The sequence below is a fragment of the Methylobacterium frigidaeris genome (assembly GCF_022179185.1).
Taxonomy (GTDB): domain Bacteria; phylum Pseudomonadota; class Alphaproteobacteria; order Rhizobiales; family Beijerinckiaceae; genus Methylobacterium; species Methylobacterium frigidaeris.
On the sequence record NZ_BPQJ01000009.1, the window covers coordinates 161577 to 184056 of the forward strand.

The 22480-nt window shown below is 73.0% G+C and carries 22 protein-coding genes; 8 read left to right on the top strand and 14 right to left on the bottom strand.

Annotated features, from left to right (window positions below):
* Nucleotides 1-125 precede the first annotated feature (125 nt).
* Both MFF64_RS12215 and MFF64_RS12220 read left to right on the top strand, forming a co-directional pair.
* Nucleotides 126-992, top strand: coding sequence for a methionyl-tRNA formyltransferase (locus MFF64_RS12215; protein WP_099899664.1), 867 nt, complete (start codon nucleotides 126-128; stop codon nucleotides 990-992).
* Between the two features lie 7 nt (nucleotides 993-999).
* Nucleotides 1000-1203, top strand: a complete 204-nt coding sequence (locus MFF64_RS12220) for a DUF2256 domain-containing protein (protein ID WP_238190931.1) — start codon at nucleotides 1000-1002, stop codon at nucleotides 1201-1203.
* Here the strand turns inward: MFF64_RS12220 and MFF64_RS12225 are convergent.
* Genes MFF64_RS12225 through MFF64_RS12235 form a run of 3 tightly spaced genes read right to left on the bottom strand, consistent with a single transcriptional unit; the run spans nucleotide 1188 to nucleotide 3060 of the window.
* A complete protein-coding gene (locus tag MFF64_RS12225; protein WP_165795518.1) occupies nucleotides 1188-2012 on the bottom strand; it encodes a metal ABC transporter permease in 825 nt (274 codons plus the stop codon). The two genes, MFF64_RS12220 and MFF64_RS12225, sit on opposite strands and share 16 nt — an antisense overlap.
* 38 nt (nucleotides 2013-2050) lie before the next feature.
* Nucleotides 2051-2905 carry a zinc ABC transporter ATP-binding protein AztA gene (gene aztA, locus MFF64_RS12230; RefSeq protein WP_425324298.1) on the bottom strand — a complete coding sequence of 285 codons (855 nt, stop codon included), beginning with the start codon at nucleotides 2903-2905 and terminating at the stop codon, nucleotides 2051-2053.
* Entirely contained in the window at nucleotides 2902-3060 is a 159-nt protein-coding gene (locus MFF64_RS12235; RefSeq protein ID WP_165795517.1) for a hypothetical protein, read from the bottom strand. The genes aztA and MFF64_RS12235 overlap by 4 nt, the downstream gene beginning before the upstream one ends.
* Nucleotides 3061-3225: 165 nt before the next feature.
* Here MFF64_RS12235 and MFF64_RS12240 point away from each other — a divergent pair, with 165 nt between their 5' ends.
* A complete protein-coding gene (locus MFF64_RS12240) occupies nucleotides 3226-3756 on the top strand; it encodes a Fur family transcriptional regulator (protein ID WP_099899669.1) in 531 nt (176 codons plus the stop codon).
* Nucleotides 3757-4059: 303 nt separating this feature from the next.
* On the top strand, nucleotides 4060-5313 hold the full coding sequence (locus MFF64_RS12245) for a hypothetical protein (RefSeq protein WP_238190934.1): 1254 nt from the start codon (nucleotides 4060-4062) through the stop codon (nucleotides 5311-5313).
* Between the two features lie 168 nt (nucleotides 5314-5481).
* Here MFF64_RS12245 and MFF64_RS12250 read toward each other — a convergent pair whose 3' ends face one another.
* Nucleotides 5482-6978, bottom strand: a complete 1497-nt coding sequence (locus tag MFF64_RS12250) for an undecaprenyl-phosphate glucose phosphotransferase (protein ID WP_099903255.1) — start codon at nucleotides 6976-6978, stop codon at nucleotides 5482-5484.
* Nucleotides 6979-7244: 266 nt separating this feature from the next.
* On the opposite strand from MFF64_RS12250, the gene MFF64_RS12255 reads away from it, so the two are divergent.
* On the top strand, nucleotides 7245-8522 hold the full coding sequence (locus MFF64_RS12255) for an MFS transporter (protein ID WP_238190936.1): 1278 nt from the start codon (nucleotides 7245-7247) through the stop codon (nucleotides 8520-8522).
* Between the two features lie 99 nt (nucleotides 8523-8621).
* Here MFF64_RS12255 and hmuQ read toward each other — a convergent pair whose 3' ends face one another.
* Entirely contained in the window at nucleotides 8622-8942 is a 321-nt protein-coding gene (hmuQ, locus tag MFF64_RS12260) for a heme-degrading protein HmuQ (protein ID WP_099906504.1), read from the bottom strand.
* Nucleotides 8943-9459: 517 nt separating this feature from the next.
* On the opposite strand from hmuQ, the gene MFF64_RS12265 reads away from it, so the two are divergent.
* Nucleotides 9460-9876 (top strand): helix-turn-helix domain-containing protein, encoded by a 417-nt coding sequence (locus tag MFF64_RS12265; protein WP_099906506.1) that lies wholly within the window; start codon nucleotides 9460-9462, stop codon nucleotides 9874-9876.
* A 9-nt stretch (nucleotides 9877-9885) separates the two neighbouring features.
* On the opposite strand, the gene MFF64_RS12270 is transcribed toward MFF64_RS12265, so the two are convergent.
* Nucleotides 9886-11226 carry a cobyrinic acid a,c-diamide synthase CobB gene (locus MFF64_RS12270; RefSeq protein WP_238190938.1) on the bottom strand — a complete coding sequence of 447 codons (1341 nt, stop codon included), beginning with the start codon at nucleotides 11224-11226 and terminating at the stop codon, nucleotides 9886-9888.
* Between the two features lie 66 nt (nucleotides 11227-11292).
* Between MFF64_RS12270 and MFF64_RS12275 the strand changes: the two genes are divergently transcribed.
* Complete coding sequence (locus MFF64_RS12275; RefSeq protein ID WP_099906510.1) at nucleotides 11293-12396, top strand: cobalt-precorrin-5B (C(1))-methyltransferase; 1104 nt, start codon at nucleotides 11293-11295, stop codon at nucleotides 12394-12396.
* Between the two features lie 46 nt (nucleotides 12397-12442).
* Here MFF64_RS12275 and cobM read toward each other — a convergent pair whose 3' ends face one another.
* From cobM to cbiE, 3 genes are read right to left on the bottom strand one after another with little or no spacing between them, the layout of a single operon-like run.
* On the bottom strand, nucleotides 12443-13204 hold the full coding sequence (cobM, locus tag MFF64_RS12280) for a precorrin-4 C(11)-methyltransferase (RefSeq protein WP_099906512.1): 762 nt from the start codon (nucleotides 13202-13204) through the stop codon (nucleotides 12443-12445).
* Entirely contained in the window at nucleotides 13201-13710 is a 510-nt protein-coding gene (locus tag MFF64_RS12285; protein WP_099906514.1) for a cobalamin biosynthesis protein, read from the bottom strand. Before MFF64_RS12285 ends, cobM begins: the two co-directional genes overlap by 4 nt.
* Nucleotides 13689-14933, bottom strand: coding sequence for a precorrin-6y C5,15-methyltransferase (decarboxylating) subunit CbiE (gene cbiE, locus MFF64_RS12290; protein ID WP_099906516.1), 1245 nt, complete (start codon nucleotides 14931-14933; stop codon nucleotides 13689-13691). The genes MFF64_RS12285 and cbiE overlap by 22 nt, the downstream gene beginning before the upstream one ends.
* Here cbiE and MFF64_RS12295 point away from each other — a divergent pair.
* Nucleotides 14932-15687: a cobalt-precorrin-6A reductase gene (locus MFF64_RS12295; protein ID WP_238190940.1), complete on the top strand. Its 756-nt coding sequence runs from the start codon at nucleotides 14932-14934 to the stop codon at nucleotides 15685-15687. The two genes, cbiE and MFF64_RS12295, sit on opposite strands and share 2 nt — an antisense overlap.
* Here MFF64_RS12295 and cobJ read toward each other — a convergent pair.
* The 5 genes from cobJ to cobN are packed head-to-tail and all read right to left on the bottom strand — an operon-like array spanning nucleotide 15660 to nucleotide 22474.
* Nucleotides 15660-16415 (bottom strand): precorrin-3B C(17)-methyltransferase, encoded by a 756-nt coding sequence (gene cobJ / locus MFF64_RS12300; RefSeq protein ID WP_099905017.1) that lies wholly within the window; start codon nucleotides 16413-16415, stop codon nucleotides 15660-15662. The two genes, MFF64_RS12295 and cobJ, sit on opposite strands and share 28 nt — an antisense overlap.
* Nucleotides 16412-17203, bottom strand: coding sequence for a precorrin-2 C(20)-methyltransferase (locus MFF64_RS12305; protein WP_099905015.1), 792 nt, complete (start codon nucleotides 17201-17203; stop codon nucleotides 16412-16414). Before MFF64_RS12305 ends, cobJ begins: the two co-directional genes overlap by 4 nt.
* Nucleotides 17203-17835, bottom strand: coding sequence for a precorrin-8X methylmutase (locus tag MFF64_RS12310; RefSeq protein ID WP_099905013.1), 633 nt, complete (start codon nucleotides 17833-17835; stop codon nucleotides 17203-17205). Before MFF64_RS12310 ends, MFF64_RS12305 begins: the two co-directional genes overlap by 1 nt.
* Nucleotides 17832-19193 (bottom strand): ferredoxin-like domain-containing protein, encoded by a 1362-nt coding sequence (locus MFF64_RS12315; protein WP_238190942.1) that lies wholly within the window; start codon nucleotides 19191-19193, stop codon nucleotides 17832-17834. Before MFF64_RS12315 ends, MFF64_RS12310 begins: the two co-directional genes overlap by 4 nt.
* Nucleotides 19190-22474 (bottom strand): cobaltochelatase subunit CobN, encoded by a 3285-nt coding sequence (gene cobN / locus MFF64_RS12320; protein ID WP_238190944.1) that lies wholly within the window; start codon nucleotides 22472-22474, stop codon nucleotides 19190-19192. Before cobN ends, MFF64_RS12315 begins: the two co-directional genes overlap by 4 nt.
* Between the last annotated feature and the right edge of the window lie 6 nt (nucleotides 22475-22480).

Sequence of the window (22480 nt, forward strand, 5' to 3'; positions counted from 1 at the left end):
TGATCGACAGGCGCACCATTGCGGCTCCCCTCCGGCTTCCCATAACGCTAGCTAGGGCGCTCGGGGGCACCCGCGCCGGGCCGAACCGCCGCAGGGGCCGGAACCGGCAGCTAAGGAGTCGCGACGTGAAATTCGCCTTCGCGGGAATCGATTTCCTGGGCGGTGTGTTCGAGGCCCTGGTCGCGGCGGGCTGGCAGCCGATCAAGCTGTTTACCCGCCCCTGCGACGGGGTCTACGACCAGAACGAGGCGGTCGTGGCCCTGGCCCGGCGGCACCGGGTGCCGATCCAGCTCTCGCGCATCCGCGTCGCCGACATCGAGGCGCTGTCGGCCGAGCACGGGCGCGACTGGGCGCTGGTGGTGGCGGGCTATCCGTGGCTGATCACCGGCTGGCCGGGCCGGGTGCGCTACGCCCTCAACCTCCATCCCTCGCCGCTGCCGGACGGTCGCGGGCCCTATCCGCTGTTCCGCGCCATCGTGGAGTCCTACGAGAGCTGGGGCGTGACCGCTCACGTGCTGGCCGAGGAGGGGTTCGACACCGGCGACATCCTGGCCCAGGACGTCTTCCCGCTCTCCGGCGCGGAGACGCACGAGACCCTGCTCGCCCGCTGCCAGATGGCGGCGATGCGGCTCGCCCGCGGGCCGATCGCCCGCGACCTGCCCGCCCTGTGGCGCAAGGCCGAGCCGCAGGGCGACGGTGCCTACTGGCCGCGGGTCACCGACCTCGACCGCACCCTCGATTTCCGCCAGCCGGTCGCGGCGATCCTGCGCCGGGTCCGGGCCTTCGGCGCCATCGAGACCCTGGCGCGGATCAATGACAACCGCATCTTCGTGCAGGAGGCCCACGGCTGGACTGAAGCACACCGCCACGCCCCCGGCGCGGTGGTGCATTCCTACCGCCGCCAGATCCTGGTGGCGGCGCGGGACGGCTACGTGCAGATCACCCGCTGGAGCGCCATCCCGCTCGCCGACGCGGACAAGACGGGGCGCTGACGCCGCGATGCCGAAGATGCGTCGCAAGGGCGACCTGCCGCAGAAGACCTGCGCCCAATGCGGCCGGCCCTTCGCCTGGCGCAAGAAGTGGGAGCGGGTCTGGGACGAGGTGCGCTACTGCTCGGACGCCTGCCGGCGGGCGGCGCATCGGGGTGAGCCGGCGCGCCCGCCGGAGTCTCCCGCGTCCAAGTCGCGTCACGCTTCCAGGTGACGGGCGGGAAGGAGCCGCCAGACCAGGCCACCGCGTGGGCCGAGCAGCATCGAGGCGAGGTAGAGCGTGCCGGCGGCGAGCACGATCGCCGGTCCGGTCGGCAGGCTGGCGTAGTAGGAGACGAGGAGACCTGCCACGCTCGCGATCAGGGCGAGGATCACGGCGGCCGGCATCAGCCCGGTGAGGTCGAGGGCCCAGAACCGGGCCGTGATCGCCGGCAGCAGCATCAACCCGACGGCGAGCAGCGTGCCGAGCGCGGCGAAGCCCCCGACGAGATTGAGCACCACCAAGGCGAGGAAGCCGTAATGCACCGGCCCGCTCGCCCGGCCGACCGAGCGCAGGAACAGCGGATCGACGCATTCCATCACCAGCGGCCGGTAGGCCACGGCGAGCCCCACGAGCGTCACGGTGGCGATGCCGCCGAGCAGCACCAAGGCGTCGTCGTCGAGGGCCAGCACCGTGCCGAACAGGATGTGCAGGAGGTCGATCGACGAGCCCCGGGCCGAGATCAGCAGCACGCCGGCGGCGAGCGAGATGAGGTAGAAGGCCGCCAGGCTCGCATCCTCGCGCAATACCGTCGAGCGGGCGACGAAGCCGGAGAGGAGCGCCACCGCGAGGCCGGCGACGAGGCCGCCGAGCGTCATCGCCGGCAGCGACAGCCCGGCCCACAGGAAGCCGACCGCCGCGCCCGGCAGGATGGCGTGGCTCATCGCCTCGCTCATCAGGCTCATGCGGCGCAGGGTCAGGAAGACGCCGACCGGGGCGGCGCCGACCGACAGGGCGACGCAGCCGGCCAGCGCCCGGCGCATGAACGAGAATTCGACGAAGGGCGCCGTCAGGAGGTCGATCACGCGGCGTGCCCGTGGGAATGGTCGTGGTCTTGATCGTGCGACGGGTGGTCGTGCCTGGCCGCTGCGGCCGGGGCGCGGCACACGGGTGCGTCCTCGTCCCAGGCCTCGCAGAGCCGGCGGGCGCGGCGCAGGTTGTCGGCCGTCAGCACCTCTTGCGTCGCGCCCCACGCCACTGCCTCCCGGGCGAGCAGCAGGGTCGAGGGGAAGTGGCGGGCGACCTGGTCGAGGTCGTGCAGCACCGCCACGACGGTGCGGCCTTCCGCGTGCCAGCCGTGGACCAGCCCCAGCAGCTCGTCGGTGGTGCGGGCGTCGATCGCCGCGAAGGGCTCGTCGAGCAGGATCACCCGTGCATCCTGGAGCAGGACGCGGGCGAACAGGGCCCGGCGGAGCTGGCCGCCCGATAGCGTGCCGATCGGCCGGCGCTCGAACCCGGTGAGCCCCACCGCCGCCAAAGCCGCCTCGACGGCGGCCCGGTAGGCTTTGAGCGAGCGCCAGGGCCCGACCCGGCGCCACAGCCCCATCGCCACGAGATCGAACACGCCGACCGGAAAGGCCCGGTCGATCTCGGCGGCCTGGGGCAGGTAGGCGATGTCCTGCCGCGCCAGCCCCGAGCGGCCGACCTCGCCCTCCAGCGGCGCGATCTCGCCCATGATGCCCTTGAGCAGGGTCGACTTGCCGGCGCCGTTCGGTCCGACCACCGCGGTGAGCGAACCGGCTAAGATCGTGCCGTCGAGGTGGTGGACCGCCGGGTGGCGGGCATAACCGAGGGTGAGGCCGCGCAGCACCAGGGTGCCGCCCGGTGCGGGATGCAGGGTGCCGCCAGGCAGGGAATGTTTGAGCGGTGCCGTCACGCCGTCGCCCAGCCGATCAGGGCCCAGAGCGCCGCCGCCAGCAGCGCGGCCACGGCGAGGCGCGGCCCGATCCCTTGCCGCAGCAGGGAGAAGGGCGCCGCTTGAGGACGCGGAGCGGCGTCGGTCCGCAGAGCGGGGGCATGAGGATGCGGCATCGGCGAATCGGTCGCTCGGGTCCGGGTCGCGCCCTCGGCGGGCGCCGGTGCGAACCCCATATGAGGGGCGGCCGGCTGCCGACCCAACGCGGATCGTTACACTGTAACAGGCAGGGTCTGTCAACCGCCGCCGGGTTGGGGTAGGACGGCGCGGGAGGGTGTCGGATGGACGAGCACGGAACCTGCGGGCATCACGGTCACGCGCATGGCCGAGATGGACATGGTCCGGCCCGGACGGCCGACCTGGTCGCGCGGGCCGAGCGGCTGGCGCAGGATCTCGGCCTGCAGTTCACGGCCCTGCGCCGCCGTACCCTGGAAGTGGTGGCGGAGGAGGGGCGCCCGCTCGGCGCCTACGACATCGCCGAGCGCCTGAGCGCCCCGGGCAAGCGCGTCGCCGCGGTCTCGGTTTACCGCGCTCTCGACTTCCTGACCGAGCACGGCCTCGTCCACCGCATCGCCAGCCGCAACGCCTTCGTGCCCTGCGAGCACGGTCACGGCGCCGGCGAGAGCGCGGTCTTCCTGATCTGCCGCAGTTGCGGCAGCGTGGACGAGACGATCTCGGCCGAGATCGAGCGCAGCCTGGACCGGACGCTAGCCCAGGCCGGGTTCAAGCCGGCGAGCCGGATCGTCGAGATCGAGGGGGAGTGCGGGGCGTGCCAGGGGCGGGGGGAGTGCGGCCGGTTGGAGCCGCGCTGAGCAGCAATCGGCATAATCACCGCTGCCTCGTTTCGCTCTCGACCGCCATGCATACACCGAGATTGCCTGCTCGGAATGTCCTTGATCTCCCAGGTGGAACGGCAGAATTTTGTCGGCTTGGTGCCGTTGCCTTTGCGGCATGTCGGGTCGATCGCCACTCGAGTTACGATACAGGTTGCTGACGGCGCAGGCCTCGACGGTCTGACGCAAGGCCGGGAAATCTGTTTCTCGTCGTCGACGCGTTGACAGGAAACGGAATTCAAGATCTGCTCTCGGAAAGCCACAGATCAGCGAGCTTCGGTCATGTCTCGTTCCGGTTCGAGCGCTGGCCATGGGACATCTGACGGCGATGGAGCGCGCTTTGCACAGCTCGTCAGCTGGCTCGACGCCCATGCCGACGCGCTCCTGGATGATCCTGCCAACAATCTGATCGGTGTCGGAATCGGCAAAAAGAGTGCAGGTCCGCTTTCCGACGAATCTCCGTTCTGCATAACAGACTTCGTTGAGAAGAAGCTGCCCGAGAAGACCGTCAAGGCACAGGGAATACCGCTCTTCGCCGCAGCGGCCGCATCGGTGACCGGGATAGGCCGTCCGAGAGATCTTCCGTTTGAGATCGATCTCGTCGAGACTGGAGCGCGGTTCAAGGCACAGCCTGGCCTCAAGGTTCCGGAGTCGCAGCGTGGCCTTCATGGCGGCATGCCGCCGACCCTCGACCTACAGAAGCGGTTTCGCGTCCTGCGCGCAGGACTCGGGATCACCAATCCGCAGAGGGCCTATCCGCACACGCTGTCGGTCGGCACGCTCGGTTTCTTCGTCATCGACGATCAGGGCCGTCAGTACCTGGTGTCGAACAACCACGTCATCGCTGCCGAGAATGCAGGCAAGAAGGGTGATGCCATCGTGCAGCCCGGAACGCTCGATCTGACGGCGAGCGAACTAGCTCTGATGAGCACGCCGGCCAAGCTGAACGCACAGCTGAAGATCGCGAGCTTGTCCGGCTGGATCGACATCCAGTTCCATGGGCCGACCGGGATCCCGTTCAACGACGTGGATTGCGCGGCGGCCGAGCTCGCGGTGGCCGAACTCGCGGCGGCGAAACGCGATGTGACGGAGATCGCGCGGATCGGGCTCGGTGGCAATCTCAGGGGCGTCGCCACTCCCTTCGCGGTCGATCCCGTCACGGGCCAGGTCGCGGGATCGACCCGGGTCTACAAGGCCGGTCGCACGACGGGTTGGACCGAGGGCGACGTCACGCAACTCGCCGTCGTGACGGACGTGACATATGGTGCCGGCCTCGCGCGGTTTCGCAACCAGATCGGCATCCAGGCGTCGCAGCGCGCCCTCCAGGAAAAAACCCCAAGCATCCTGGAGCAGATCCCCGTGTCGGCCGCCCAGCTTTCCCTGCCTCTCGACGGTCGCGGGGCCCGCATCCGAGCGAGCGTCAAGTCGAACGAGCGGGCCCAGGTACCATCGCGGGTCAATGTCGAGATCGACGGTCATCACGTAACGATCCCGATCGAGGCTGTCGACGATTACGCGGAATACAAGGCCTACTGAACAGGGGCATGACGCGAACGCATCGTCGCAGGCGCACCGGGGACGTCAACCGGACGCGCACGGTGCGGCGCGTCCGAGTCACGTCGAGGAAAAGCGGTCTCGCGTGTCGTCGTGATCTGGACCACCCGAGATCGGACCTCGCCATGGCACCGCACGTCGTCACGCCCCTCAATACGCGTTCCTGAACGCACTCCTCGCCACCACCGTCATCACCACGATCCGCAGATCGAACCACAACGACCAATTGTCGATGTAGAACAGGTCGTGCTCCACCCTCCGCTGCATGTCCGCGTCGGTCAGGGTCTCCCCGCGCAGCCCGTTCACCTGCGCCCAGCCGGTGATCCCCGGCCGCACGTTATGGCGCCGGGCATAGAGCGCGATGCGGCGCTCGAAGCTGCGGTCGTGGGCGACGGCGTGGGGGCGGGGGCCGACCAGCGACATGTCGCCCCGGATCACGTTGAGGAGCTGGGGCAGTTCGTCGAGGTTGGTACGGCGCAGGAAGCGGCCGATCCGGGTGATGCGGTCGTCGTCGCGGGTCGCCTGGCGGAAGGCAGCGCCGGCGTCGCTGCGCATGCTGCGGAACTTGAACACCCAGAACGCCTCCTGATTGAAGCCGTAGCGCTTCTGGCGAAACAGGCTCGGGCCCCGGCTGTCCAGGCGGATCAGGATCGCGATCAGAAGCAGCAGCGGCGAGAGCGCCACGAGCGCCAGCGACGCCACCACGACGTCGAAGGTGCGCTTGGCGGCGATCTCCAGGGGGGTGAGGGGCGCGCGACCGACATTGATGCCCGTCAGCAGGCCGACCCGGCCGAGACGGACGTCGCTGAAGCGGTCCATCACCCGCCCCGGGCGCAGGTGCAGGGCGACCGGTACCCGCAGGAAGGCGTCGACGCAGGCCTCCAGGTCCTCGACCTCGGCCCAGGGCACGAGCACGAACACGTCGTCGGGCCGCAGGAAGCGCACCACCGAGACGCTCAGGTCGAGATCCTCGGCGAGCTGGGTTCGGCGCGCCTCCGGGTCGGTGCCGGGGGCGACGCTGCGCAGGGTGCTGACGCCGATCACCCTGAGGCCCAGGGCCGCGGTGTCGTGCGTGGCGTAGAAGCTCGCGACGTCGTCCTCGTAGCCGATCAGGTGGATGCGGCGGGCCGAATCGGAGCGGGGAGTGATGAGCCGGCGCACCAGGGCGACGGTGACGAAGCGGGTGGCGACGAGGGTCGGCAGGCCGGTGAGGAAGGTCGCGAGCGCCGCGGCGCGGGAATGGTCGCCCGTGGTCTTGCTGAGGAAGCCGAGGACCAGCACCACCGCCCAGGCGCCGAGCCACAGGCTGACCGTCCGGCGCAGATGGGGGGCGCGGGCGAGATAGTTCTCGATGCTGTACTCGCCCCGCGCGACGTTCGGCAGCACCACGAACAGGCCGAGGAACAGGCCGATCGCCAGGGACGGGCCGAGTTCGGGCTGTCGCTCGTAGGAGACGAGGTGGTAGATCATCTCACAGGCGAGCCCGGTGACGGTCACGGCGGCGAGCTCGGCGAGCGCCGCGCTGCCCGCGATCGCGACGCGCAGGGCGGCCCGGCCGCGGCGGGGCAGGAGCGCGTTCCAGACCGCGCGTGCCTCCGACGAGGCGAGGTTGGCGTTGCCGTTCTCCGGGAACCGTTCGTGTCGCATGGCGAGATGACCCGTGACCGCGTCTGTGCCGGTGCGGGACGGACCGGGCGGGACCGTGCCGTTTCCGCACGCGCCCCGGGCCGCCGCCGGCTGGTTGACGGTCAGTCAGCAAGCCCGGGACCGACGGCATCCCAGCCCTGCGGCGGAGTCCGGGACGGGCGGATGCGGCGGGTGTATGGGAGGATCGCCGTAACCCCCTGGATCTTCGACGGGCGGCGCGGCGAGAGCGGCCGGCGTGAGGGCCGCCGGGGGGAGCGGACCGAGCGATGGATGCGCGAGCGAGCGAGGGCGGCGTGGCCGCGGAGGCGTCGGTGACCGGGCCGCCGCAGGTGGACGCCGTGAGCAGGGTCGCCGCGCCGGCCGCGGCGGCGGGACCGGCGGCCGTAGTGCTCGGGGGCCTGAGCCTGTCGCACCTCCTCAACGACATGATCCAGTCGCTGCTGCCGGCGATCTACCCTCTCCTGAAGCAGGCCTACGCCCTCGATTTCGGCCAGATCGGCTTCCTGACCCTGGCGTTCCAGCTCACCGCCTCGCTGCTGCAGCCGGTGGTCGGCCTGTTCACCGACAAGCGGCCGATGCCGTTCTCGCTCGCCACCGGCATGCTGCTCTCGCTCTGCGGCCTGCTGCTCCTGTCCCATGCCGGCTCGTACGGCCTGCTCGTCATGGCCGCTTGCCTCGTCGGCCTCGGCTCGGCGATCTTCCACCCGGAGGCCTCGCGGGTCGCCCGCCTCGCCTCGGGCGGGCGCTACGGACTGGCCCAGTCGGTGTTCCAGGTCGGCGGCAATGCCGGCTCGGCGCTCGGACCGCTGCTCGCCGCCTTCATCGTGGTGCCGCTCGGCCAGCCGAGCGTCGCGCTGTTCGCGGTCGCGGCGCTCGCCGGGTTCGTGGTGCTGAGCCTCGTCGGGCGCTGGTACCGCGACCGTCTCCGGGCCGGGGCCGCGCGGGCCAAGAAGGGGGCCGCGGCCATCCGCGCCCTGCCGCGAGCCAAGGTGGTGCAGACCATCGCGGTGCTGCTGGTGCTGATCTTCTCCAAGTATTTCTACATGGCGAGCCTCAGCTCGTACTTCACCTTCTACCTGATCCACCGCTTCGGCGTGTCGGTGCAGCAGTCGCAGCTCTACCTGTTCGTGTTCCTCGGGGCGGTCGCCGCCGGCACGGTGGCGGGCGGGCCGATCGGCGACCGGTTCGGCCGCAAGGTGGTGATCTGGGGCTCGATCCTCGGCGTCCTGCCCTTCACCCTGGCGCTGCCCCACGCCAACCTGTTCTGGACCGTGGCGTTGACCGTGCCGATCGGCCTGATCCTGGCCTCGGCGATGCCGGCGATCCTGGTCTACGCCCAGGAACTCCTGCCCGGGCGGGTCGGGCTGGTGGGCGGCCTGTTCTTCGGCTTCGCCTTCGGGATGGGAGGTCTCGGCGCCGCGGTCCTGGGCGAGATCGCCGACCGCACCAGCATCGAGTACGTCTACGGGATCTGCGCCTTCCTGCCGGCGGTGGGCCTTCTCGCGGCGTTCCTGCCGCGGCTCGACCCGCCCAAGGCGGCCTGAACCGTGAAGGCGGCCTGAACCGTGAAGGCGGCCTGGAGAGGCCGCTGAAGGTCGACGACAGGTGCGGGAGCGGCCTCGATCCGCCCCCGCACCTCACCGTCACTCGGCCCGGGCGACGGTCTGGATCGTCTCGAATCCTTCGAATTGCGGGTGGCCGAGATAGAGCGGCTTCGTCCCCGGGGCGCGGCTATGGGCCTTGCGGAACTGCTCGGAACGAGTCCACGCCTCGAAATCGGCCTTCGAGGACCAGATCGTGTGCGAGGCGTAGAGGACGTGGTCCTCGTACTCGGGCCCGCGCAGGAGGTGGAACTCGACGAAGCCCGGCATCTCCCCCAGATGGCTGTCGCGCCCGAGCCAAACCTGCTCGAAGTCCTGGGTGGCATCCTTGTAGACCTTGAACCGGTTCATGGCGATAAACATGACGGGCACCCCTCTTGGCGTTCTCTCGGACGTACGGCCTCGGTCGAGAAGATGGGAACCGCTCCGCCATCGGCAAGGTGACCCTCCAGGGCGGCTGGAACCCGCCGGACGGCAACCGGTGCGGGCGGTGCAACTCAGTATTTTTTTCACCTTTGTTCCCTTGGGGAATTCGCTCGGAGCGTGTAGACGTGAGTTGGGTTGCATGGCAGACCCGCATCCGTGTCGTCAGCCTGGCAGCAGGACGGCCTTGAGCGGACGAGGACGACTGGTTTTTCGCACATTCCAATCCGGTTCGACCGCCCCGATGGGGTGGGCGCGCCGGGACCGGACCGGGCGAACGACGGATTGAGCGGACCGGATGCGAGACGTCCTCGCCGCCGGCCCGAGGACGAACATCCGCGAGGTCGCCGGAGCGGGGAGCGCCGGGAATGTCGCGGGCAGGAACGACGCGGGACGGCGGCCCTCCGGAATCGGGGGAGGGGGCTTCCGGCAGGCAGCACGAAGATGTTGAGGACCGATGCCCAAGCAAACCACTGAGGTCGACCGTCTCGTCGGAGTCCGCATCACGGCCCTGCGCAAGGCCAAGGGGCTGAGCCAGACCGCCCTCGGCAACGCCGTCGGCGTGACCTTCCAGCAAGTGCAGAAATACGAGAAGGGCCAGAACCGCGTCGGCGCCGGCCGCCTGCGCGAGATCGCCCGATTGCTTGAAGTGCCGGTCTCGGCCTTCTTCGAGGACCAGACCGGCGGCGAGACCAGCGACGACAACGTGTTCGGCTTCCTGAGCGCGCAAGGTGCCATCGAGCTGCTGCGCGCCTACGTCCAGATCGAGGACGAGCAGCTGCGCCGCGAGGTGCTGGCGATCGTGCGCTCCGCAGCCCGCCTGGGCCGCCACGCCTCCGTGGCGAACGGCGAGGACAACGCCGCTGCCGGGTAGGGCCTGCGCTCAGCGCAGCCCGACGAGATGGAAGAAGCTGCCGCTGACCCGGCCGCGCCGGTGCCCGGCGAGGCCCAGAGGGCGCCCTTCCGCATCCGTGACCTCGGCCAGGGCCTCGTCCGGCCCCGGCGGCGGCGTGATCTCGCTGGCATAGTGGAATTCGTGCCCGACCAGGCCCTGCCCGGCGGCGCCGAGCGAGCCGGCGCCGACGAGCGTCGCGATCCGGTAGCCGAGATGCAGGCGGCGTCGCGCGTAGGAGGTCGCGACCGGCAGGAGGCCGGCCATGCGGTGGGTCGTGCCCTCTTCATCCTCCAGGCTCTCGCCCAGCACCATGTAGCCGCCGCACTCGCCGTGGACGGCCCGCGTCTCGGCGAAGGCGCGCACTCCGTCGAGGAAGCGCGACGCGGCGGCGATTCGACCGGCATGAAGTTCCGGATAGCCGCCGGGCAGCCAGCAGGCGTCGCAATCGGAGGGCGGCGCCTCGTCGGCGAGCGGTGAGAACGGGACGATCTCGGCTCCGGCCGCCCGCCATCCGGTCTCGAGGTGCGGGTAGACGAACGAGAACGCGGCGTCGCGCGCGACTGCGAGGCGCTGGCCGGGCGGCGGCGGGAGATGCCCGATCGACGAATGCCCGGACTCACGGGCCGGCACCCGACCGCCGGCGGCGGCCACCACCGCGTCGAGGTCGATCGAGGCCTCCGCCAGATCGGCCAGACGGTCGAGACGGGACTCCAGGTCCGCGGTCTCGCCGGCCTGGATCAAGCCGAGATGGCGCTCAGGAAGGACGAGCGCGGCCTCCCGCGGCACAGCGCCGAGCACCGGGATCCCGATCCGGGTGAGGCCCACCTCGACGAGACGGCGGTGGCGCGGGCTCGCCACCTTGTTGAGGATCACCCCGGCCAGCGTCAGGCGCGGGTCGTAGGCCCGGACCCCGAGGGCGGTGGCGGCGGCGGATTGCGCCGCGCCCGAGACGTCGAGCACCAGCACGACCGGCCAGCCGTAGCGGGCGGCGATGTCGGCATTGGCGCCGCTGCGGCCCTCTTCCGCGACGACGCCGTCGAACAGCCCCATCGAGCCCTCGGCCAGCAACAGGTCAGCCTCGTCTCCGGCCCGGCCCGCCACCGCGTCGAGGAGGGCGCCGTCCATGGCGAAGCTGTCGAGGTTGTAGCTCGGCCGGCCGGTGGCGGCGGCGTGGAAGGCCGGGTCGATGTAGTCCGGCCCGCATTTCGCCCCGGCGACCGCCAGCCCCCTCCGGCGCAGGGCCCGCAGCAGGGCGAGGGTCACGGTGGTCTTGCCGGAGCCGGAACGGGCGGCGGCGAGGAGGAGGCCGCTTGCGGGGCGTGCGGTCACGAAGGCTTCCATCTGATGACGATCGGGGCGCATTCACCGCGCCGCGCGGGGGTGATACCACGCCGCATGGATGCGACACGACCACGGGAGAGCTTGCGCCGCGGCTGGACCACCGGCGCCTGCGCGGCCGCCGCCGCGAAGGCCGCCTATGCGGGCCTCGTCACCGGCGCCTTCCCGGACCCGGTCGAGATCCCGCTGCCGAGCGGCGCCCGCCCGGCCTTCGCCCTGGCGCGGACCGGGACGGTCGATGGCGGCGCGCTCGCCGGGGTGGTCAAGGATGCCGGCGACGACCCGGACGTGACCCACGGGGTCCTGGTCCTCGCGACCGTGCGGCGGGGCTCGCCGGGCTCGGGCATCGCGTTCCGGGCCGGGCCCGGCGTCGGCACCGTGACCCGGGCCGGGCTGCCGCTGCCCGTCGGCGAGCCGGCGATCAACCCGATGCCCCGGCGGATGATCGCGGCGGCGATCGCGGAGGCGGCAACCGGCCTCGGCGGTCCGCCGGACGTGGTGGTGGAGATCGCGATCCCCGGCGGCGAGGCTCTGGCCCAGAAAACCCTGAACCCGCGGCTCGGCATTCTCGGCGGCCTGTCGGTGCTCGGCACGACCGGGGTGGTGGTGCCCTATTCCTGCGCCGCCTGGATCGACAGCATCCACCGCGGCATCGACGTCGCCCGCGCCGGTGCCCTCGACCACGTGGCGGGCGCCACCGGCTCGACCTCGGAGGAGGCGGTGGCGCGCCTGCACGGCCTGCCGCCCCAGGCCCTGATCGACATGGGCGACTTCGCCGGCGGCATGCTGAAATACCTGCGCCGCCACCCGGTGCCGCGGGTGACGGTGGCGGGCGGCATCGCCAAGATGGCGAAGCTCGGCCACGGCCTCCTCGACCTGCATTCGCGCTCGGGGCCGGTCGACCTCGCCTGGCTGTCGGAGCGCGTGGTGGAGGCCGGCGGCGCGCCCGACCTCGCCCGGCGGGCTGCCGGCGCCAACACCGCCCTCGAGGTTTTGCGCCTGGCGCAAGGGGGCGACCTGCCGCTGGCCGACCTGATCGCCCGCTACGCCTGGGCGACGGCGGCCAAGGCGCTGTCGGGCTCGGGCAGCTCGCTGGAGGTGGTGGTGTTCGACCGGGAGGGTGGCCTGGTCGGGCGGGCGCCGTTTCATCCGGTGGGGTGAGGTTGAGGCGACGATCGCCGCGTCTTCATCGACCGTTCGGGCGCTGTTACGATCCGCTTCCTGGCCGGAACCGCCGGTCGTAATCCGCCGCGTAGAGCGCGCTCTCGCGAAACTCCGTCACGCCCAGCGCCGGGCCGACCAGGATCAGCGCCGTGCGCTCCAGCCCAGCCGCGGCGACCTGGCCCCCTATGCCGGACAGGGTGCCGCGCAAGACCCGCTCGTCCGGCCAGGTGGCGCGGAACACCACCGCGGCCGGGCAGTCCGGACCGTAATGCGGGACCAGTTCGGCCACCACCGCGTCGATGACGTGGATCGACAGATGGACGGCGAGCGTCGCCCGGGTCGCCGCGAAGGCCGCGAGGCGCTCCGTGTCGGGCATGGACGAGGCGCGGCCGCTGGTGCGGGTCAGGACCACGGATTGCGCCACCTCCGGCACCGTCAATTCGCGCCCGAGTACTGCCGCGGCGGCCGCGAAGGCGGGCACGCCGGGGGTGAGATCGTAGGGGATGCCGAGGCGGTCGAGGCGGCGCGTCTGCTCGGCCACCGCGCTCCAGATCGAGAGGTCGCCGGAATGCAGCCGCGCCACATCGTGGCCGGCCGCGTGGGCCGCCGCCATCTCGGCGATGATCGCGTCGAGGGAGAGGGGCGCGGTGTCGACGATCCGGGCCCCGGCCGGGCACCAGGACAGGATCTCCGGCGCGACGAGCGAGCCGGCATGGAGGCAGACCGGGCAGCGGGCGATGAGGTCGCGGCCGCGCACGGTGATGAGGTCGGCCGCGCCCGGGCCGGCACCGATGAAGTGGATCATGACGGGAGGGCGTCTCCGCTGGCGGCGAGGGCGCAGGTGGCGCCCGCAGAGGCGATGCGCGGCAGGACGAGGCGGCCGTCGGGCCCGGCCGCCGCCAGGGCCGCGGCCTCGGCCAGCGACCCGACGCCGCGCAGGGCCTCGATCCGCACCGAGCGGGTGACGACCCGGCGGCCGGCCTCGCGCAGGGCCTCGACCCCGATGGCGACGAGCGGCACGCCCAACGCCTCGGCCGCGTCGCGGATCGCCCGGTCGCCGGCCCGGTCCGCGGCGGTGGCGAGCGCCGCGAGGTGCGCGCTCGGGAGGTCGGCCTGGCGCAGCCCTTCGGCCACCAGCGCCAGGATCTCGTCGGCCGAGGTCGCGTGACGAAAGCCGATGCCGGCGACGAGCGCGCGGGGCGCCTCGGTGGCGGGCAAGCGGGCGGGGCCGTGCAGGACCGGCGGCGGCGGGGCGGCGCCCGGGACCCGCGCCTGGATGATCGAGAGCGTCACGGCTTGGTCAGCGCCCATTGCGTCACCGGCATCGCCGGACGCCAGCCGGTGAGATGGCCGACCGGCTCGGCCCGTGCGACCGAGAGGCGCCGCAAGGTGCCGCCATGCTCGGCGTGGAGGCGCAGCAGCAGGGCCTCGCTCTCCAGTGTCACCGCGTTGGCGACGAGGCGCCCGCCGACCGGCAGGGCCTCCAACACCGTCGCGACCAGGGACGGATCGGAGACGCCGCCGCCGAGGAAGGCCGCGTCCGGCGCCGGCAGCCCGGCGAGGCTCGCGGGGGCGCGGCCAACTACGACTCGGATGTCGGGCGCGCCGAGAGTGAGCGCGTTGCGGTGGATGCGGGCGGCGCGCTCCTCCCTGGCCTCGACCGCGACCGCGCGGTTGGCCGGGTGGCGCAAGCACCACTCGATACTGACCGAGCCGGAGCCGGCACCGACATCCCACAGGAGCTGGCCGGCGCGGGGGCGCAAGGCCGCGAGGGTGATCGCGCGGATCTCGGCCTTGGTGAGCTGGCCGTCATGCTCGAACCAGGCATCGTCGAGGCCGGGGCTGAGCGGGATCACCCGCGCGTCGGGCTCGGCCACCACCTCGACCGCGACCGTGTTGAGCGGGTCGATCCCGCTCTCGGAGAAACCCGCCGCGCGGGCAGTGCGGCGGTGCTCGCGGGGCCCGTTCATCGCCTCGAGCACGGTCAGGCGCGAATGCGGGAAGCCGCGCTCGGTCAGGAGGGCGGCAAGCTTCTCCGGCGTTGTCCCGTCCCAGGACAGGACGAGGAGCTGGGCGCCGGGCTGGAGATAAGGGATCACCCGCTCCAGGGCCCGCCCGTGCAGGGTCAGGCAGGCCACCTCGGCGAGCGGCCAGCCGAGGCGGGACGCCGCCAGGCTGAACGCCGAGGCCTGCGGAAAACCGGCGATCTCGCCCGCCGGCACCAGCCGCGCCAGCTCGGCGCCGACGCCGTAATGGAAGGGATCGCCGGAGGCGAGCACGCAGGTCGGCCGGCCGCGACGGGCGAGGATCGCCGGATAGGCGTCGGAGAGCGGGCTCGGCCAGGCCAGTGTCTCGGCGGAGAGCGGCGCGGCGAGTTCCAGATGGCGACGCCCGCCGACCACCAGCCCGGCGCCGTCGAGAGCCGCGGCGGCGGCGGGCGAGAGCCCGGCCCGTCCATCCTCGCCGATGCCGACGATGAACAGCCAGGGTGCGGCGCTCGACTCGAGGAGAGCCTCAGGCGAGAAGGCGGCCATGCGCATCCTCATCCTGGGCGGCACCACAGAGGCCGCGAGCCTGGTCCGGCTGCTCGCCGATCACGCGGCTTACGACGTCACCCTGTCGCTCGCCGGGCGCACGGCGGCGCCGCTCTCGCTGCCGGCACGTACCCGCATCGGCGGCTTCGGCGGGGCGGAGGGACTCGCGGCCTACCTGCGCGAGCACGCGATCGCCGCGCTGATCGACGCCACGCATCCCTTCGCCAAGGTCATCTCCCGCAACGCAGCCGTGGCGAGCCGGGAGGCGGAGGTACCGCTCCTCGCGGTCCGGCGCCCGGCCTGGACACGGGAGCCCGGGGACGAGTGGCGCGAGGTCGACAGCGTGGCGCAGGCCGTGCCGGCCCTCGGCGAAGCCCCGCGCCGGGTGTTCCTGACGGTCGGCCGCCTCGAACTCGCCGCCTTCGCGGCGGCCCCCCGACACCGCTACCTCGTGCGCACCATCGAGCCGGTCGGCGACGCGCTGCCGGGGATCGACGTCACGACGATCGAGGCCCGCGGGCCCTTCGGCGCGGCGGAGGAGGCCGACCTGATGCGCCGCCACGGCGTCGAAGTGCTGGTGACCAAGAATTCCGGCGGGGCGGCAACCTACGGCAAGATCGCGGCGGCGCGCGCCTTGCGCCTGCCCGTGGTGATCGTGCGCCAGCCCCGTCTGCCGGAGGTCGCACAGGTGGCGGAGGCCGGCGCCGCCCTGGACTGGCTGGAGGCTCATCGGGCGACGGACCGCGGCGTGTAGACGAAGGGCGCCCGACCCTCGCGCGGGATCAGCCGGGTCGCGCTCGCCCCGATCATCACCAGGGTCGCCATGTCGGCCGAGGCCTCGCGCGCCTCGGCGAGGGACAGGATGCGGATCGCCTCGTCGGGCCGGCCGACGGCGCGGGCGAGGATCACGGGCGTATCGGGGGCGCGGTGCTCGGAGGCGAGCGCGAGGGCCGCGCCGAGCTGCCAGGGCCGGGCCCTTGAGATCGGGTTGTAGAGCGCCACCACGAGGTCGGCCGCCAGCACGGCATTGAGCCGGGCGGTGACGACCTCCCAGGGCTTGAGGTTGTCCGACAGCGAGATCGCGCAGAAATCGCCGCCGAGCGGAGCGCCGACGCGCGCCGCTGCCGCCAGCATCGCGGTGATGCCGGGCTCGACCGTGACGGAGAGCGAGCGCCAGGCCGGATCGCCCGCCTCCAGCGCCTCGAAGAGCGCCGCCGCCATGGCGAAGACGCCGGGATCGCCGCCCGACACCACCGCGACCCGTCGGCCCGCGGCGGCCAGTTCCAGGGCGTGGCGGGCGCGGTCGACCTCGACCCGGTTGTCGCTGGCGTGGCGCACGAGACCCGGCCGCTCCGGCACCCGGGCGACGTAAGGAATGTAGCCGATCAGATCCTGCGCCGCGTCGAGCGCTGCGGAGGCGGCCGGCGTGAGGTAGCGCGGGTCGCCGGGCCCGAGGCCGATCACCGTCACGGAGCCGCTCACGGCCGGCGGCCCTCGCCCGGCACCAGCACCATCGAGAAATAGGGCGCGCGGTCGTCCGGCTTCTCGTTCAGCGGCGTCACGCTCTCGCCCGCCATGGTGCCGCGCTCGACATAGACCGCGCGGCCGATCAGCCCGGCCTCGGTCAGCGCGGCGCGCACCTTCGGCAGGTGGCGGCCGAGCTTCATCACCACGGCGGCATCCGTCGTGCGCAGGCGCGCGACCAGGGTCGCGTGAGGCAGGGTGGCGGGCAGCACCGTCAGCACGTCGTCGCCCCAGGTGATCGGGGTGTTGGCCCGGGTCCAGCAGCCCGACATGCCGGTGACGCCCGGAACCACCTCGACCGGGAAGCGGTCCTTCAGCCGGCGCCACAGATGCATGAACGAGCCGTAGAAGAACGGGTCGCCCTCCGACAAGATGGCCACGTCGCGGCCTGCCCCCAGCACTTCGGCGAGGCGCCCCGCCGCCTCGTCGTAGAAGGCGGCGAGCGCCGCCACGTAGGCCGGATCCTCGGGGTGCAATTCGGTGGTGTAGGGGTAGGGCAGCGGCCATTCGCGGGCCGGGTCCTGCACCACGGCATCCGCGATGGTGCGGGCATTGCCGCGCTTGCCGGCCTTGCAGAAATGCACGAGGTGATGGGCGCGCTCCAGCACCCGCACCGCCCGCACGGTGAGGTAATCCGGATCGCCCGGCCCCATGCCGACGCCGTAGAGCGTGCCGGTCACGGCCGCGACCGGGGCGGAGGGGATCTCGGCCGGCTCCGGCGTCGCGAAATCCGACGGCCCGTCCATCACTCGACCTCGCTGGCGAGGGCGTTGACGGCCGCCGCCGCCATGGCGCTGCCGCCGCGCCGGCCGCGCACCACCAGGAACGGCACCCGCCCGTCGGCGGCGAGCGCGTCCTTCGATTCGGCCGCGCCCACGAAGCCGACCGGCACGCCGATCACCGCGGCCGGGGGCGCCACGCCCTCGTCCAGCATCTCGAGCAGGCGGAACAGGGCGGTCGGTGCGTTACCGACGGCCACCACCGATCCGGCGAGCCGGTCGCGCCACAATTCCATCGCGGCGGCGGTGCGGGTGGTGTCGAGGGACTTGGCCAGGTCCGGCACCCGGGGATCGGAGAGGGTGCAGACGACCTCGTTGCCCGCCGGCAGCCGCGCCCGGGTGACGCCATCGGCGACCATGCGGGCGTCGCACAGGATCGGGGCGCCGCGGCGGAGCGCGCGCTCGGCGGCCTCGGCGAAGTCCGGCGACAGGTCGATATCGGCGGGCAGATCGGTCATGCCGCAGGCATGGATCATCCGCACCGCCACCCGCTCGGCGGCGCCGTGGAAGCGCGCGAGGTCGGATTCGGCGCGGATCATCGCGAAGGAGCGCGCGTAGATGGCGGCGCCGTCGCGGATGTAGTCGAGGCGCGGGTTCATGCGGGCTCCCGGAATGCGTCTCTCAGGCCGGAGGGGTCGTCAAGAGTGGGTCGAGCTCGTGTGCTCTCTAGCCGCTCCAGCACGGCGCCGAAAGTCAGGACGAGGTTGGTCTCTGTGCCTGCGTTGCCGTGCAGCACCACCCCGTAGCGGCCATCGGGCCGGCCGACCAGGGTGAGGGTGGCGGGGCCCGGTTGGGCGCATCCCTTCGGGCAGCCGGAGACGTGGGCGGTGGCGCCGTCCTTCGCGAGAGGAGCGAATGCGGCGGCGAGGCGGGGCGCATCGCCCTGCGCCGGCGTGCCGCCGGAGGCGCAGGCCGGCGCCCCGGGACAGGCGGCCACGGCCCGGCGCGGGTCGGTGGGATCGACGATCAGGCCGGCGGTCTCGGCTTCCTCGCGCAGGGTCGCGGCTTCGGAAGCGCCGCGGGCGGCCAGGGCGAGGCCGCGACTCGGCGTGAGGGCGAGATGGCTGTCGCCGTGCGACTCGCTCCAGGCGGCGAGGCGGTCGAGGAGGGCGGCATTGCAGCGGCCGAAGGGCAGCTCGACGAGGAGCGCGTGGCCGTGCAGGCCGGCGGGGAGGGCGGTGCTCGCCGGGGGCGGCTCGCCCAGGGCGAGATGAGCCAGGAGGGTGTGGCGCTGCGGGTCGGAGAGCGCGCGCATGCGGCGGGCGCCGGAGGCGGCGAGGCCGTGCAGGAGGCTGCGCAGGGTGGCGAGGGCGGTGGGGGCGGGGAGCGGTGCGAGCCAGAGCGGGCCGGACGATGTGGCGACGGCGAGTTGGAGCGCGGGAAGCACCCCCTCTCTCCAATCGACAGGGCCCCGCGGCACACCGTCGATTCCAGATAAAAGCGCGGGATCCCCTCTCCCGTGTGGGAGAGGGGTAGGGGTGAGATCCGAAGCGACACGCACCCGCAGATCCGCCTCGACCGGCCCGAGCCCGCCTGCTGCATCCTCCACCGCCACCAGCGTCTTCGCCGGCAGGCCGGGCACCTCGCGGCCGATCGCCTCCACCGCCGCGACGATGCTGAGGCAAGCCATTCGGGCGAGCGGCGGGCTGAGCGTCAGCCGCTGCGGCCCGCCGTCATGGCGCACGTCGCCGAGGCCCGCCTCGCTCAGGATCGCAACGACGCGCCCATGGCTCTCCGCCGTCACACCGCGGATCTGCAGGTTGCCCCGGGCGGTCACGTCGAGGAGGCCGTTGCCGCCCTCCCGGGCGGCGCGGGCCGCGGCGCGGGCCTGATCCGCGGTCAGCCGTCCGGCAACCGGATGGAGACGAACGAGAAGGCCATCGCCGGTCGGCATCGGCCGGGCGAGACCCGGGCACCAGCCGCGCCGCGGCGCCGGGTTCACGGGGGCGATGCTCATTCGGCGGCCTCGCGGGAATCGAGGGCGGCCAGCGAGTTGCGCCGGCTGCGCCACAGGCCGCGGTCGCGCAGATCGGCGAAGCGGTCGCGGAGCGCCTGCGCGACGCCTGGATTGGCGGCCTCGATCGCCGCGAGCACAGCGGGATCGCCGAGATAGGCATCGTAGAGCCGGTCGATCTCGGCATCCGTCACCGCGTCGGTGGCGGCCGCCATGACGAACACCGCGTCGAGCCCCTGCGCCAGCTCCTGTGCGCCGCGCCAGCCGTGGCGGAGCTGCGCAGCGATCCAGCGCGGATGGGCGAGGCGGCCGCGCACCAGCCGGGCGACGTCCTCGCGGGCGGTGCGGGCCCGCGGCGCCTCCGGGCGGCTGGTATCGAGGCTGTAGAGCACGGGCGCCGCCCCCAGGGAGGCGGCCGCCGCGGAGAACCCTCCCATCGCGTCGGCAGCGGCGTCGCCGTCGAGGAGGTCGCGCTCGGCGACGTCGAAGGCGTGGAGGTAGGCGTCCGCCGCCGCGACCCGGGCGGCGAAGTCGGCGTCCGACGTGCCCGCAGCCTCCGCTATGCCCGTCGCCTCCGCGGTGGCATCGAGATAGGCCCGGGCGAGGTCGCTCCGCTCGCTCCACGCGCCGTCGAGGGCGAGGGCGGCGGTGCCGGCGCCGTAGCGGCCGGGCGCCGCCCCGAACACCCGCGCCGGCGCCTCGCCCCGGCGGCGGGCGGCGGCGAGCGGGTTGTCGAGATCGTCCTCCTCGCGCGACGCGACCGCCCGGGCGGCGCGATCGAGGAGCGCCAGCGTCTCCGGGAAGGTATCGCGAAAAGCGCCGGAGACCCGCACCGTCACGTCGATCCGCGGCCGGTCGAGGAGGGCGAGCGGCAGCACCTCGAAGCCGGTCACCCGGGTCGAGGCGTGGTCCCAGACCGGGCGCACGCCCATCAGCGCCAGGGCCTGCGCCACGTCCTCGCCGCCGGTGCGCAAGGTCGGCGAGGCCCAGAGGTCCATGACGAGGCGGGCCGGATACTCGCCCTCGTCCTGAAGGTAGCGCCGCACCACCTCGGCGGCGGCCTTTTCGCCCAGCATCGAGGCGGCCCGGGTCGGCAGGGCGCGGGGATCGAGGGTGGCGAGGTTGCGCCCCGTCGGCAGCACGTCGGCCCGGCCGCGAGCCGGCGAGCCGGCGGGGCCCGGCGGCACGAAGCGTCCGTCGAGGGCGGCGAGGAGGCCGGCCCGTTCGGCGGGGCCACAGGCGGAATGGGCGCCGGGCGCCTCGCCGAAGACGTGCAGCCCGTCGCGCATCGTCACCTCGGCGAGGTCGCACAGATGCGCGTCGAGGGCGGCGAGCGCGTCGGGCATCGGCGTGGCGCGATCGATCCCGGCCGCCGCGAGCAGGCCGGCATCCTCGGCCCGCTCCAGGATGCCGCGGGCGATCAGATCCGCCCGGCGCGGGTCGAGCACCGTCGCGGCGGAATACTCCTCCACCAACTCGCGCAAGGTGGCGGCCGCCGGGTCGAGGCCGGCAGCCGCGGTCTCCGGCGGCAGGTGCCCGATCGTGACGGCACCGATCCGGCGCTTGGCCGGCGCCGCCTCGCCGGGATCGTCGACGATGAAGGGATAGACCACCGGCAGCGCCCCGACCGCGAGGGAAGGCCAGCAGCCGGGGGAGAGCGCCACCGCCTTGCCGGGCAGCCACTCGGTGGTGCCGTGGGTGCCGAGATGGATCATCGCGTCGCAACGCTCGCGCAGGGCGAGGTGGAAGGCGAGGGAGGCGTGGCAGGGCACCGCGTCGGGGTCGTGATAGCCCGCCTTGCGATCGCCCTTGTGGCCGCGGTCCGGCTGGAGCGCCACCAGCACGCGACCGGCCTGCAAGGCCCGGAACCGGAAGGCGCCGTCTCGAACGGCCGGATCGTCGGCGGGCTCGCCCCATTCCGCCGCGAGAGCCGCGCGGGCCTCCGCCGGCAGCCGGGCGCGCCAGGCCTCGTAGACGGACAGCGGCACCGCGAGGGTCGGGGCGTCCTCGGTGAGACGGCGCATCAGGGCGTCGGGCTCCGGGATGTCGGACACCGCGTAGCCCTCGACGGCCAGGAGATCGAGGATTCCTCGAGCGCTCGCCGGGGTGTCGAGCCCGACCGCGAAGCCGGCCCGGCCCCCCCGGGCCGGATAGTCGGACAGCACCAGGGCGAGGCGGCGCTCGGAGCGCGCCGTGGCGGCGAGGCGGGCCCAGGCGGCGGCCCGGTCGGCGGTGGCGCTGATCCCGGCGAAGTCCGGCACCGCCCGGCGCTCGCGGAACCCCTCGACCTCCGGCGCCTCCTCCTTGTGGGAGATCGGGAAGCCGGAGAGCCGCCCGTCGAATTCCGGCAGCGCTACCTGCATGGCGAGGTCGGCGGCGCCCAGGCCCCGGGCCGAGGCCGCCCAGGCCTCCCGGCCCGCCCCGACCGTGAAGGCCTGGATCACCGGGCAATCCGCCTCGTCCAGGACGAAGCCGGCCTCCTCCCGGGCCGAGAAGGCAGTGGCGGCGATGATCACGGCGGGACGCTGGGCCGCGATGGCCTCGCGGACGACGGCCACCGCTTCCGGGTCCTTGAGGCTCGCCACCGCGACGATGGCGGGGCTCAAGCCCCGTTCCCACAGGGCCGCTGCGAGGGCGGTGGCCGGGGCGGTGTCGCCGCCGAGGATCGCCGAGCGGTACACGAGCACGAGCGCGCGGGGCAGGGGCGAGGCGGCGTCCGGCCGATCGCGGACGCCGCAGCCCGGGCACCAGGCAAAGCCCCGCGGCAGGGCCCGCGGTGGCTCCGCCGCGACCGGCCGGCCGAGCTCGGCGGCGATCCGCGTGAGGAGCTGACGCAGGTTGTCGGTCCCGCCGGCGCGAAAATACGCGTCGAGGGTGTCTCGCAGCTCCGGCGCCACCGTCGAGACCGCGTCGAGGCGCGGATCCGGCCGGTCGTCCCCCGGCAGCACCGCGAGCGGGATGTCATGCGCCCGGCAGGTCTCGGCCAGCCGCTCGATGCCGTAGCGCCAGTAATCGAGCCCGCCGAGGCAGCGCACCAGCACGAAGCGGGCGCGGGCGATCACCGCGTCGGCGTAGAGATCGACGGAGAGCGGGTGGCGCAGCTGCGCCAGCTTGGCGAGCCGCAGGCTCGGCCATTTCCCCGGGAGACCCGCATAGGCGTCGGCGAGACCGGCGAGGTCGGAATCGGTGAAGGACAGGGCGACGATGTCGCCGGGCGCCTGGCCCAGATCGATCGCCGCTTCGCCCTCGTCGAGGGAGACCGTATCGATGCGCAGGAGGTGCATCGGCCC